Below are 13,066 nucleotides of genomic sequence, written 5' to 3'. Positions count from 1 at the left end.
GTTCCTGGCATCAAAAAAGAAAAACGGTGCCTATAGCACCGTTGCAATAAAGTTTCTTACGCGCCCGTTTTCCGGGTCGTCGAGCACTTGCTGGGTTGGCCCGGCCGCCACGATTTTGCCGCTTTCCATAAACACAATGTTATCGGCAACCTCGCGCGCAAAACCAATCTCGTGCGTCACCACCACCATGGTGATGCCAGAGTGCGCCAGCTGTTTAATCACCTGCAGCACTTCACCCACCAGTTCGGGATCGAGTGCCGACGTCGGTTCATCAAACAGCATCACGCCGGGATCCATCGCCAGCGCGCGGGCAATCGCCACACGCTGCTGCTGTCCGCCGGAGAGATTCTGCGGCCACTCTTCTTCGCGGCCTGACAAACCCACCTGCTTCAGCAGCGACAGCGCTTTGCTGGTCGCTTGCTGACGGCTCTGCTTCTTCACACGCATCGGCGCATCCACGATGTTTTGCAACACGGTGCGATGCGGGAACAGGTTGAACTGCTGGAACACCATGCCGATTTCGGCACGCTGACGCGCCACTTCACCGCTGCTTAATTCGTGCAGCGCCTGGCCTTTCTGCTTGTAGCCGATGATCTCGCCGCCGATGCGAATGGTGCCGCCATCCAGTTTTTCCAGATGGTTGATGCAGCGCAGCAGCGTGGATTTCCCGGAACCCGACGGCCCAAGGATCACCGTGACTGAACCGGCAGGAATATCCAGATTCACTTCATCCAGAATGGTGACGCCAGAGAAGCGCTTGGTGACTTTACGTAATGCGATCGCTTCACCCATTGCTGACGCTCCTTTCTGCTTTCGCCGCTGAGAAACCTGGCAGCGATTTCAGCAAACTGCGTTTTTCCCGGCGCGTGACGCCACGTCCAAAATAGCGTTCCACATAGAACTGCCCGACGGACAGCACCGAGGTCATCAGCAGATACCACAAGGTTGCCACTAGCAGCAGCGGAATCACTTCATAGGTGCGCTGGTAAATAATCTGCGCCGAGAACAGCACGTCCTGCAGCGAGATCACGGAAACCACCGCCGTGGTTTTCAGCTGACCAATGATTTCGTTACCCGCTGGCGGCATGATGGCGCGCATCGCCTGCGGCAACACGGTGTGACGGAAAATCTGTGAAGGACGATAGCCAAGCGCACGCGCGGCTTCCAGTTGGCCGTTGCCAACGCTCTGGATACCGGCACGCACAATTTCAGCGGCATAAGCGGATTGGTGCATCACCAGCGCGATCACCGCCGCACTGAATGGGCTGACTAACGCGTTAGATTGCGTGCTCCAGAGTTCGCCGAGGCCCGGAATCGACAAGGCGATGGTGGGATAAAGCGCCGCGATGTTGTACCACAGGAACAGTTGCACCAGCATCGGCACACCACGGAAGAACCAGGTATAAAACCAGCTCACGCCCACCAGCACCGGATTGGAGGAGAGGCGCATCAGCGCCAGCACCGTACCAAAAGCAAAACCCAGCACCACAGAGATCGCGGTGAGCTGCAGCGTCATTAATACGCCTTGCAGGATCGATTCGCCGGTAAAGTTCTCCGCAATCACGCTCCATTCGAAGCGTGGATTGTTAATCATCGAGTTCGCCATCGCCACCACGCACAACAGCACCACCAGCGCACTCAGCCAGCGTCCGTAGTAACGTTTGCCGACGATTTTCAAATCGCCGGTGTGGTCGTGAAAATCACTCATTGAAAGATTTCCTGATTGCGTTTGGCTTCTTTAACAGCGCCAAAGCCGATGCCCCAGTTGTCGAGGATCTTGTTGTAGCTGCCATCTTTGATCAGCGAGTTCAGCGCGGCCTGTACGGCGGGCTCCAGCGCAGAATCTTTCGGGAACGCAACGGAGACTGGCGCATCGTGTACGGTGATTTCGCCGCTCATGGTCAGCGGTTTGATCACTTTCACCTGCCACAGCAAGCCTTCATACGGGCCGAGGAACATTGGCACGCGACCGCTTACCACCGCCTGCACGCCAGCTGGACGATCCGGGAATACCGAGACTTTGATTGGTTTTTTACCAGCCGCTTCACAGGCTTTGCTGGCGTCTTCAAGGCGCGTAACTTGCGTGGTACCAGAACCGGCACCGACTTCTTTACCACACACGTCGGCCAGTTCTTTGAATGGCGCGATGTTGGCATCTTTACGCGAGATAATGCCGAGGCGGCTGGCATCGTAGTAACCGACGAAGTCGATGATTTTGGCACGCGCTGGCGTGGCGTTGATGTTGGAGAGCGCCACATCGTAACGACCGGTTTTCAGGCCGGGAATGATGTTGTCGAAACCGCCGGTGTCGCGCCATTGAACCTGGATTCCCAGACGCTCGCCCACGGCATTCATGATATCGATTTCACGACCGGCCAGCGTTTTGTTGTCTTCTTTATAGAAGGTGGTTGGCGGCGTGTTGGGGTTGGTTCCGGCAACAATGTAGCCACGTTTGACCACATCCGCAGGCAGCAAACTTTTCAGCGCGGGATCGGCCTGCACGTGGATTGAGCTGTCAGTTGGGAGGGATTCATCGGCGGCGAACGCGGTGTGTGCACTCAGCGCGAGCGCAAGAATAGTCATGCCTTTGGCGAATTTCACTGGAACCTTTCTCCTGATTTATAAAAAGTTTCCCCACAGGGAAAAGGCGTTGAGGTAGCGATGGTTTTTTCTCCTGACTCACCTCGCGCGAACGGCGCGTGGTGGAAGGAATTGTCATCCTCATTACGTCCCGCTGAACATTCTCTGGAAGATAGATAACAATCACAAATGCGAAAAAAACATATCTATTGCCGAAATATGGCAATAGCGGCGTGCAGGGTTATAGAGGAGGATTTCCGCGTCAGATGAGACGCGGAGTTGAAGGTACAATTCAGATTTTGCCACTGAATCAATAGCCTGCTTATTCAGCGGCAAACAGCGTTTTTCGTCTAAATAAGAATCTAATGATCTAAGCGTTTGCGGATAGGCTCGAATTCTTTGGTGGCATGGCGCGGTAAGGTATCCGGCAGATTCTGTTCAGCGGCCTGCCAATAACGCCACGGCACCTTTTTATCGCCGAGCTCGTAATCCATGCCATCCCAGCTATCTTCGCGGAAGCTGTAAAACGCCCAGTGCGCTTGCTGTTTATCCAGCGCCGTCAGCACATCTTCCAGATACTGCGTGCAGCCGCGTAACGTGCGCACACAGCCAAACTCGCCCACCACCATTTGATGATTGGCAACGCCCTTTTCCTTTGCCCATGTGAACGGCAAGGCTAAATAGCGGGCTAAACGCGCGGCATCCCATTGCTGCATTTCACCGGCAAACGGCACGTTACCGGGATAAACCCACGGCTTTTGCCGTTTGGCATTCGGCGCGCTGGTAGCGTCATAAGGTTCATACATATGCACGCTGTACAGCACACGCGCATCGCTCAACGCCTGCGGCCAATAGCTGAAAGCATCTGCCGCCGCGTACCAACCGCTGTCGACCATGATCGGCGTGGATTTATCGACTTCCCGAATTGCGGCAATGATGGTGCGATAGAAATCCGGCAGATCGCGTGCGGTGCCCTGCTCACGCTGATACCAGGCTTGCATTTTTTCCGGCGAAGCGTGCTCGGCAAGATCGCTCATCTTCTCTGGCGCAGGTTCATTGATAATGTTGTAGGCCGCGATGGCGGGATGATCCTTCAATACTTTCACTAAGTCGCGCCAGAACTGTGCGCTCTGCTGCCAGTATTTTTTGTCCTGCCACAGCCGATCGTCAAACTTGCCGCCGTTATTCTGCGACCAGCGCATGCCGGGCAGTGATAGCGGCGTAATAACAACTTTGATGCCTGCCGCCTGTGCATGATCCAGCACCTTTTTTAACGTAGCGAGATCTTCCGGCATCAAGCCTTGATAACCGTCCGCATTACCGATCAGGAAGTCACGATCCTGCTTCGGCCATTTATCCCACGACAGTCGCACCCAACTCGCACCGTAATTATGCAGGGATTTAAAATAGGTTTCGCTTGGGGGAATGCGGTTGAAACTGTTGCCGCCGTGCTGCGGTTGAAGCCAGAAATCCATCTTGTCGGCGGCGTTTACGCTACCGACACCGAGTAAAACACTTAGCAGGAGTGTAAAGGTTTGTATGATATGGCGCACATTTTCTCCTTAATTTACGCTGGTTTTTTCGCCATCCCCGGCGACGTCACGCAGAGTATGTGAATAATTGGTTAATTACCGTGCGTTACCTCTCTTTATCATCACGCTGAATTTAATTGAATTTTTGTAATAAATTGTTGTCGCCGTTTTCCTGTCCGCCTCGTTATTACCCCAATTTCATTGGCTTTACGTTTCTTCACCTTTGCTGCACAAAACAGCGTAAATATGGAGAAATAAAGGAGAGCCAGTTTCGTCAGATGTACAATGAGAACCGTTATCATTATCATGCGCATTTACTTACAATTGTTAACGTAACAGGGAGAAAACTTAAGTGAATGTAACTATGCGTGGCAAAAAGCGTCCGATTGCGCTTTTTTTAGCGGGAATGCTAACGTCGCCTGCCTTTGCAGCTGAAACCACAGAAAAGCTGGCTGACGATGAATCAATGATCGTCACCGCCGAGCAGGAGCTCAAACAGCAACCGGGCGTGTCCACCATTACGGCTGAAGACATCAAGAAAAATCCCCCTGTTAACGATCTCTCCGACATCATCCGCAAAATGCCCGGCGTGAACCTCACCGGTAACGGCGCCAGCGGCAGCCGCGGCAATAACCGTCAAATTGATATCCGTGGCATGGGCCCGGAAAACACCTTGATAATGATCGATGGCGTGCCGGTTTCTTCGCGTAACTCTGTGCGTTACAGCTGGCGCGGCGAGCGTGATTCACGCGGCGATACCAATTGGGTGCCAGCGGAAATGGTGGAGCGCATTGAAGTGATTCGTGGTCCGGCCGCTGCTCGTTACGGTTCTGGCGCGGCGGGCGGCGTGGTGAACATCATCACCAAGCGTCCAACCAATGACTGGCACGGCTCGCTGTCGCTCTACACCAGCCAGCCAGAAAACGACAAAGAAGGCGATACGCGACGCGCTAACTTCAATCTCAGCGGCCCGCTGGCCGGTGATGCGTTGACCATGCGCCTGTACGGCAACATCAACCGCACCGATGCCGATGCGTTCGATATCAACACCGCCGAGAACGGTTCATACGCAGCGGGCCGTGAAGGCGTGCGCAATAAAGACATCAATACCGTGCTGTCGTGGAAAATCACGCCGCTACAAATTGTCGACTTCTCCTACGGTTACAGCCGTCAGGGCAACATTTACGCCGGTGATACGCAAAACAGCAACAGCAACGCCAGCACCGACGGTTTAGTTGAATCGCTGTACGGTGATGAAACTAACCGCATGTATCGCCAGAGCTACGGCATCGCACACAACGGTATCTGGGATTGGGGAACCTCAAAGCTCAACTTTAACTACGAGAAAACCAATAACACCCGTCTGCAGGAAGGTACCGCTGGTCGTACCGAAGGGATGATCAACAGCGATACGTATGCCACCAGCCGTTTGGAAAGCTATCGCGCGGGCGGAGAGATCAACTTCCCGGTGCAGCTACTGGTTGATCAAACCGTGACGCTGGGTGCGGAGTGGAACCGCGACGAGCTGAACGATCCGGCATCAATGCTGGCGTCCAACGCCAGCGGCGTCAATCTGCCAGGCAGCTCTGGCGATCCGTCGCAGCGCAGCAGCAAAAACAGCGCTACCATCAGTTCTCTGTTCTTCGAAGACAACATTGCTGCCACTGATACCACCGAAGTGATTCCGGGCCTACGCTTTGATTATCACGATCAGTTTGGCGCGAACTGGAGTCCAAGCCTGAACGTTTCACAAGGATTAGGCGACTACTTCACTTTGAAAGCCGGTATTGCACGGGTGTTTAAAGCGCCTAACCTGTATCAGTCAACGCCGGGTTATCTGCTCTCCACGCGTGGCAACGGCTGCCCGATTGGCCTCAGCCAATGTTATCTGCTGGGTAACGATGATCTCGATGCCGAAACCAGCGTCAACAAAGAGATTGGGCTGGAGTTCAGCAACGAAGGCTATGTCGCGGGCATCACCTGGTTCCGCAATGACTACAAAAACAAAATTGTGTCGGGCACCGAGCCGGTTTATTCCAGCACCCGTCCGGTTTATAACGTATTGCGCTGGGAAAACGGTGGCAAAGCAATTGTGGAAGGACTGGAAGGTAATCTGACCATTCCTTTAATTGCCGATACGCTGGAATGGCGCTCCAACGCTACCTACATGTTCCGCTCCGAAAGTAAGGAAACCGGCAATCCGCTGTCAGTGATTCCGGAATTCACCATCAACTCGCAGCTGGAGTGGCAGGCGACGCAAGATCTCAGCGCCAACATCAACTGGACGCAGTATGGCCGCCAGAAACCGCGTCAGAATGCAGAGACCAATATCGATACCTCGAACATGACAACGCAGGAAATCAGCCCGTATTCGGTGTTTGGTTTGAACGTCAATTACGACATCACCAAAAACCTGCGCGCCAATGCCGGTATCAACAACCTGTTTGATAAACGCATTTACCGCGAGAATTCGGGTGCATCGACCTATAACGAACCGGGCCGCGCGTATTACGCTGGCGTGACGATGTCGTTTTGATTGAGCTGGGTTTTGGTCGCCATAAATGGCGACCCTACGTTTAATTAAAAAACTCACGCAGCGCATCAGCCAGCGCCTGCGGTTGCTCATCGGGGATGAAGTGACCGCAGTGCGCTATTTTAATTCCCGTCACATCCGCCGCGAATTCACGCAACGGCAACGCCATATCCGGTATCGAACCCTGATCGGCGCTGATCGCCAGTAACGGCAAGGCTAATTTACCGCGTTCACGAAGCAACCTTCGGTTTTGCGCCGCCGAAACCGTCACTTCACGATAAGTGGCCATTCCGGCACGTATTGCGCCCTTCTGCTGTAACAAACGGGTATATTCCGCCATGTCTTCATCGCCAAACACCATCGGGCTGGCCGCTTTGCGTTTCAGGAACCACTCGAGGTAGATTGCTTCGCGCCCTTCTATTAATGCTTCCGGCAAATCCGGTAATAAATGAAACGAGAAATGCCAGGTTTTCCACGCTTTATCCGGCGTGGCGGGCAGCGATTCTGGCAAGGTCACGCCAGGAATGCCGGCATCGAGCAGCGCCAGTTTTTTTACCTGATCGCTAAACAGCGTGGCATACGGCCAGGCAACCCACGCGCCAACATCATGCGCGGCAAGGTAATAGCTTGTGTGACCTAACAGCTGCATCAAGCCCTGCACTTTCTGCGCCAGCGATGTGGTGTCGTAGCCGCTGAGCGGTTTATCTGAATCGCCCTGGCCAGGTAAATCTGGCGCGATAATGAAATAGCGATCGCTCAGCAGCGACATCACCTGCCGCCAGGCAAACCAGCTTTGCGGAAATCCCGCCAGTAAAAGTAATGTTTCCCCGTTTGCGTTGCCGCCGCTGACGTAGTGCAATCGCACGCCGTCAACGGTGGCGTAATGATGGGAAAATCCGTCTAACTCGTTGAATGGCTGCGTCCAGCCGGGCGCGTGCTTGATAACAGATGCTGACATTTTCGCTCTCCGCATATTTAGGAAATGATCAATTCCTAAATACTACATGATGATTGCGGTAGCAGGGAATATTTCTGCAAAGCGAGAAGCGGTCGCCATTAATGGCGACCCTACGGAGTGGGTTGTTTGCTATTCTGTGCGCGACTCTTTCTTAACAATTGTGAAACCTATGCGAACATCGGATTTGTTGCGGCTGCTGATTTTAGCGGCGATTTGGGGTGCCAGTTTTCTGTTTATGCGCATTGCGGTACCGGCGCTGGGCGCGGTGAATACCGCATTTTTACGCGTATTCTGCGGCATGCTGGGTTTACTGATTATCATGGCGGTGATGCGCATTCCGCGCCGCTTTGACGGCAAATTAGGCTGGGCGATGTTGCTGGGCATCATCAACTCGGCGATTCCATTCCTGATGTACTGCCTCGCGGCACGCGTGTTGCCGGCAGGTTATTCAGCGATTCTCAACGCCACTACGCCGTTAATGGGCGTGATTATTGGTGCCGCCTTCTTCGACGAAAAGCTAACAGTTAATAAAGTTCTTGGCATGATCGCCGGATTTAGCGGCATAATTGTCATTAGCACCACCGGGGAAGCGCATCTTAGCAGCACTTTAATTGGCGGGATTTTAGCCTGTTTGATCGCCACCGCTTGTTATGGTTTTGCTGGTTTCCTGACCAAGCGCTGGATCGGTGCACGCGGCGGTCTCGATGCCACCAAAGTCGCCTTTGGTAGCCAACTCGGTGCGTCAGTATTTCTACTGCCGATCTTTGCCTTTAGCGCACCGCAAACGCCAGCGGCGAGTTGGCAAATTCCAGAAGTCTGGGCCAGCATTCTGGCGATTGGGTTTATCTGCACCGCGCTGGCTTACATCATCTACTTCCGCCTGCTCGCCGATATTGGTCCGCTGCGCACGCTGACCGTGACATTTATGATCCCACCGTTTGGCATTTTATGGGGCTGGTTAGTGCTGGGCGAAGAGATCAATCAGGGTTTTATCGGCGGTTCGCTGCTGATTGTCTGCGCAGTATGGCTGGTAACCAGCAACGGTTTCAGCAAACGCGCTGCCATAAACAGCAGCGCCAGCAAATAGCGTTACTTTTTGCCGGATGGCTTCAGCGATCGATTGAGGTCCTGAATGCGCTTCATGGTTTTCACCGTACGCGATGAGGTCGCGGAAGCCACCGACAAAATCAGCATCTCCAGACACACCAGCACCGTTCCGTGCAGCGGCATACGACCATTCTCGCCGCCGCGCGGCACGTTGATAATCACATCCGCCTGTTTAGCGAAAGCCGAATCCAGTGCATTAGTCAGCAAAATCACCGGCATGCCAAGACGTTTCGCCTCTTTCAGTGCGGTGATGCCTTCACGATGCGCCGACTTCTGCGCCATCATAATCAGCACATCGCCACGCTGCAGCCCAATCAACTGTTCCGCCAGCGCAATGCCGGAGCGATTCAGCGTTACCGCCGGAATCCCAATACGCGTAAACAAACGCGCGCTGTAATCCGCCAAAATCCCCGAAGCATTGATGCCAAACAGTGCCACCTGACGCGCGTCAATCAAATGCGTCACCGCTTTGGCGACCGCTTCCCGATTGTGCGGTTCAGACAACGCATCGCAGGCGCGTTTATGGCCGCTCAACACAAAATCGATGCCCGAATTGATATCGCACGACAGTTCGCTAACGGTGGCGCTCATCTTTTCTTCGGAGTTCATCGCCGGGCCAAACCAGGCGGTCAGCGTGGTTTTCAAATCGCGCAAACCGGCAAAACCTAATGCCTGCACCGCGCGAACTACGGTGGCATCCGAGGTGTTGGTGGCGTCGGCAATTTCCATCGCCGTGGCATCCAAAACCACTTCGCGATGGTCATGGATGTAGCGGGCCACCGCTTGCAGGCTGGATGATAACGTCGGCGCGCGCGATCGATAGCGTTCACCCAGAACATCCACACGACTTTTAATGCTATTACGACTCATCTGCTGGTTGCTCTCTAAAGAGTGAGATTATTAATGAAGGTTTGTAGTGAATTACGTAATTACTACCAAGCATAAAATATGTAAGTAAATGAATTTATATTAATAATAGTGTAACAGCTTCGAGATTATTTCCATTTACTACTACATTACATCATGGTTGAATGATTCTCAATTGCATTGCACCAGGTTAATGATGAATGAATAACAACAAGTCCTTCACTTTTAAATCTCAACGCCATCCAGCCATCCTTGCTGCGATTTACGGCGTTAGCCTCTGGAGTTCCGCCAGCAGTTATGCCGCTGATGATAGCCACACGCTCACCGTTTCAGCGCAGGAAGACAACGCGCAAGGTGACGACGTCACTAATAGTTCAGTCAGCAGTAAAACGTCTACGCCGCGTATTAATCAGGCACAGTCAGTCAGCGTGGTGACGCAGCAGCAATTAAAGGACTTTCAGGCGTCGAGTCTTACCGATGCGATGCGCTTTGTCAGCGGCGTAACGGAAGGCAACACGCTGGGCGGCACCGAAGATGGCTTTGTACGCCGCGGCTTTGGCAGCAATTCGGATGGTTCGATCTATCGCGATGGCGTGCGCAGCAGCCAGGGTTTGAACTTTGATGCCACCACCGAGCGTGTTGAAGTGCTGAAAGGCTCGGCATCTTTGCTGTACGGCATCCAGAATCCGGGTGGCGTAATCAATGTGATAAGCAAGAAGCCGCAGTATGAATGGCACACCAAAGTCAGCGGCCGAACCTCAAGTGAAGGCGGCGGCGCGGGCACCGTGGATGTCACCGGACCTCTCGGCAACGGCTTCGCCTTCCGCCTGATCGCGGAAAAACAGAATCAGGATTACTGGCGCAATTTTGGCAGTGAAAAACACACGCTAATCGCGCCCTCCCTGCAGTGGTTTGGTGAGCAAGCCAGCTTCCTGATTAGCTATTCTGATTATCAGTACGACATTCCTTACGATCGCGGCACCGCATTTATCAACGGTAATCCGATTGATATTGGCTACAAAGATCGCCTTGATGACAAAGCCAACCATGCGTGGGGCCACAACAAAACCCTCAACGCCCATTATGACTGGCAGTTTAATGATGACTGGAGCACGCGCATAACGCTCGGCTGGAACCAGCGCCAATACGATAACAATGAAGTGCGCGTTACGGCGGTCAATCCCACTACCGGCGTGGTGACGCGTCGCGCCGATGCCAATCGCGGCTTCAACCATAAAACCAAATACGTTTCCTGGGACTTGATTGGCTCACAGCAAGTATTGGGCATGACGCACGATCTGGTGATGGGCACCGATTACGAGATGATCCAAACCTATCGCGCGCATCAGTATCAGGGCAAAGCCAACACCGGTTTCAACTTCAACAATCCGCAGTACGATATTCTGTCGCCGATCACCAACAGCAGCACCGAAAACAGCGCCAATGCTAATAACCTCAACCGCACGCACAGCCGTTCCATCTATGCCAAAGACAGCATCAGTTTGACGGAAAACTGGATCGCGGTGCTTGGCGGGCGCTATCAGCATTACGAGCAGCGCGCCTCAAAGGGCTTCGATCCGGTGGTGCAAACGCTGGACAGCGAAGGCAACAAATTCCTGCCGCAGGCCGGTTTGATCTACAAGGTGACGCCGGACGTTTCGCTCTACACCAGCGTGAGTAAATCCTTCACGCCATCGACCGATGTGGACGATGACGGCAACGTCGGAAAACCGGAACAGGGCACCACATGGGAAGTGGGCAGCAAATGGCAGATTTCACCGAAGCTGTTTGCCAGCGTGGCGCTGTACCGCATTGACGAGCGCGATATGTCGCTGAGCATTAACGGCACCACGCGCGCCATCAATAAAGCCCGATCCAGCGGCGCGGAATTTGAGTTAAATGGCGAAGTGCTGCCGGGCTGGGATCTCAGCGCCAACTACAGCTATGACAAAGCTGAGATTGTTGATGATGGCGTTAACGCGGCTAACAACGGTAATCGCCTGCAAAACGCGCCCCTCCACTCTGGCGCGCTCTATCTAAGTCATAATCTGGCGATCTCCGGCATTCCAGGCGATTTCCGCGTGGGCGGCGGCGCGCGCTATGTGGGAACACGTGCTGGCGATCCGGAAAACAGTTTTAACATGCCCGATTATGTGGTGGCGGACAGCTTTATCGCCTGGAACAACCGTTTGTTTGGCGAGAAAACCCAGCTGAAACTCAATCTGAACAACCTGTTTAATAAGCACTATTACACCTCCAGCGGCGGCAATCTGCGCGTGCGTGAAGGAGAAACCCGCAACCTGATGCTCGAGGCCAGCGTTGAATTCTGATTCGATATTTACCACCGGCGCACGACGTGCGCCTTCACTGCTTGCCACGATTTTGGCCGGTTTCCTGTTACTAATAAGTAGCGCGGCGTGGGCGAAAACCATCACCGATATCGACGGCAATCGCGTTGAGATCCCCGATCGTCCGCAGCGTATCGTGTTGGGCGAAAGCCGCATGCTGTATACGCTGGCGTTGCTCGAGCCGGGCGAACCGTTTCAGCATATTGTGGCGTGGCCGCAGGATCTGAAGAAGTACGACAGCCAAACCTGGAACAGTTTTGCCCGCCAGTTTCCCCAGATGCTGAAAATCCCGTCGCTCGGTTCCGGCGGGCCAAACGCCATCAATCCCGAGCAGATTCTGGCGCTCAAACCGGACGTGGTGATATTGCCGAGCCTGGCGCGCTACGATGATGCCGACCTGCGTTTAGTCACCATGCTGAAGGCGGCACATATCCCGGTGGTGAAGATCGATCTGCGTGTGCATCTGCTGAAAAACACCCGCCGCAGCGTGGAAATTTTTGGTGAAGTGCTGAATCAGCAAGCGCGCGCGCAGGCGTTTAATCAATTTTACGATCAGCATATGCAGGTGATTCGTGAACGCTTAGCCACGTATCAGGGCGCAAAGCCTTCGGTGCTGCTGCAACTGCATCTCGGACGCCGTAACGAGTGCTGCGTGACGGCGATCAATGGCAGCCTCGGCGAATTACTCAACGCGGCGGGCGGCGACAATATCGCCAATAAAACGCAGCACGGCGTGTTTGGTCGCCTGAGTGAAGAGAGCGTTATCGCCGCGCAGCCGCAGTACTACTTTGCTACCGGATTTGGCGATAATGCCTCACAGGGCTTGCTGAAATTAGGGCCAGAAGTGGCGCCAGAAACCGTACTTAGCAGTTTCAAACAGCTGACTGCGCAGCAAAAGGGTTTACGTGAATTATCTGCACTGAAAAATGGGCACTCGGCGGTGATCTGGATGAACTTTTACCTCAGCCCGTGGCACATCGCGGCGACGGAATTTATGGCTAAGACACTCTATCCACAGCTGTTTGCCGACATAGATCCTGAAAAGACATTGCAGCAGATTTTCCATGATTTCTTACCGATTCCCTACAGCGGCACTTATTTTATCAACATACCGCCAGCGAGCGATAAATAATCACTTCCG

General features: G+C 53.7%; 10 protein-coding genes. 4 read left to right on the top strand and 6 right to left on the bottom strand.

What is annotated here, in order from left to right:
- Window positions 1-30: 30 nt before the first annotated feature.
- The 4 genes from NR302_RS20590 to NR302_RS20575 all read right to left on the bottom strand — a co-directional run bounded on the left by NR302_RS20590 (window position 31) and on the right by NR302_RS20575 (window position 4,133).
- Complete coding sequence (locus tag NR302_RS20590; RefSeq protein ID WP_061719602.1) at window positions 31-792, bottom strand: amino acid ABC transporter ATP-binding protein; 762 nt, start codon at window positions 790-792, stop codon at window positions 31-33.
- The gene (locus tag NR302_RS20585) at window positions 785-1,708 is read right to left on the bottom strand and encodes an amino acid ABC transporter permease (RefSeq protein ID WP_008110207.1); all 924 of its coding nucleotides are present in this window, start codon (window positions 1,706-1,708) and stop codon (window positions 785-787) included. The genes NR302_RS20590 and NR302_RS20585 overlap by 8 nt, the downstream gene beginning before the upstream one ends.
- Window positions 1,705-2,601 (bottom strand): ABC transporter substrate-binding protein, encoded by an 897-nt coding sequence (locus NR302_RS20580; protein WP_258145665.1) that lies wholly within the window; start codon window positions 2,599-2,601, stop codon window positions 1,705-1,707. Before NR302_RS20580 ends, NR302_RS20585 begins: the two co-directional genes overlap by 4 nt.
- 341 nt (window positions 2,602-2,942) lie before the next feature.
- Window positions 2,943-4,133 carry a glycoside hydrolase family 5 protein gene (locus NR302_RS20575; protein ID WP_258145664.1) on the bottom strand — a complete coding sequence of 397 codons (1,191 nt, stop codon included), beginning with the start codon at window positions 4,131-4,133 and terminating at the stop codon, window positions 2,943-2,945.
- Between the two features lie 343 nt (window positions 4,134-4,476).
- Between NR302_RS20575 and NR302_RS20570 the strand changes: the two genes are divergently transcribed.
- On the top strand, window positions 4,477-6,648 hold the full coding sequence (locus NR302_RS20570; RefSeq protein WP_258145848.1) for a TonB-dependent siderophore receptor: 2,172 nt from the start codon (window positions 4,477-4,479) through the stop codon (window positions 6,646-6,648).
- Between the two features lie 40 nt (window positions 6,649-6,688).
- Here the strand turns inward: NR302_RS20570 and NR302_RS20565 are convergent, their stop codons facing one another.
- On the bottom strand, window positions 6,689-7,603 hold the full coding sequence (locus NR302_RS20565; RefSeq protein WP_258145663.1) for an alpha/beta fold hydrolase: 915 nt from the start codon (window positions 7,601-7,603) through the stop codon (window positions 6,689-6,691).
- Between the two features lie 169 nt (window positions 7,604-7,772).
- Here NR302_RS20565 and NR302_RS20560 point away from each other — a divergent pair, with 169 nt between their 5' ends.
- Window positions 7,773-8,690 carry a DMT family transporter gene (locus NR302_RS20560; RefSeq protein WP_258145661.1) on the top strand — a complete coding sequence of 306 codons (918 nt, stop codon included), beginning with the start codon at window positions 7,773-7,775 and terminating at the stop codon, window positions 8,688-8,690.
- A gap of 2 nt (window positions 8,691-8,692) precedes the next feature.
- Here the strand turns inward: NR302_RS20560 and NR302_RS20555 are convergent, their stop codons facing one another.
- Window positions 8,693-9,580, bottom strand: coding sequence for a MurR/RpiR family transcriptional regulator (locus NR302_RS20555; protein WP_154156767.1), 888 nt, complete (start codon window positions 9,578-9,580; stop codon window positions 8,693-8,695).
- Between the two features lie 197 nt (window positions 9,581-9,777).
- Here NR302_RS20555 and NR302_RS20550 point away from each other — a divergent pair, with 197 nt between their 5' ends.
- On the top strand, window positions 9,778-11,907 hold the full coding sequence (locus tag NR302_RS20550; RefSeq protein WP_258145660.1) for a TonB-dependent siderophore receptor: 2,130 nt from the start codon (window positions 9,778-9,780) through the stop codon (window positions 11,905-11,907).
- A 37-nt stretch (window positions 11,908-11,944) separates the two neighbouring features.
- Window positions 11,945-13,057: an ABC transporter substrate-binding protein gene (locus NR302_RS20545; protein ID WP_374990662.1), complete on the top strand. Its 1,113-nt coding sequence runs from the start codon at window positions 11,945-11,947 to the stop codon at window positions 13,055-13,057.
- Window positions 13,058-13,066: the final 9 nt, after the last annotated feature.

Source organism: Pantoea sp. SOD02 (assembly GCF_024707505.1).
Lineage (GTDB): Bacteria > Pseudomonadota > Gammaproteobacteria > Enterobacterales > Enterobacteriaceae > Pantoea > Pantoea symbiotica.
This window is presented reverse-complemented; position numbering and strand designations above follow the sequence as displayed.

What these genes read in the sequence shown, in the direction of transcription:
- NR302_RS20590 (WP_061719602.1), bottom strand. Translation starts at nt 792, where the DNA reads ATGGGTGAAGCGATCGCATTACGTAAAGTCACCAAGCGCTTCTCTGGC.
- NR302_RS20585 (WP_008110207.1), bottom strand. Translation starts at nt 1,708, where the DNA reads ATGAGTGATTTTCACGACCACACCGGCGATTTGAAAATCGTCGGCAAA.
- NR302_RS20570 (WP_258145848.1), top strand. Translation starts at nt 4,477, where the DNA reads ATGCGTGGCAAAAAGCGTCCGATTGCGCTTTTTTTAGCGGGAATGCTA.
- NR302_RS20565 (WP_258145663.1), bottom strand. Translation starts at nt 7,603, where the DNA reads ATGTCAGCATCTGTTATCAAGCACGCGCCCGGCTGGACGCAGCCATTC.
- NR302_RS20560 (WP_258145661.1), top strand. Translation starts at nt 7,773, where the DNA reads ATGCGAACATCGGATTTGTTGCGGCTGCTGATTTTAGCGGCGATTTGG.
- NR302_RS20555 (WP_154156767.1), bottom strand. Translation starts at nt 9,580, where the DNA reads ATGAGTCGTAATAGCATTAAAAGTCGTGTGGATGTTCTGGGTGAACGC.
- NR302_RS20550 (WP_258145660.1), top strand. Translation starts at nt 9,778, where the DNA reads ATGAATAACAACAAGTCCTTCACTTTTAAATCTCAACGCCATCCAGCC.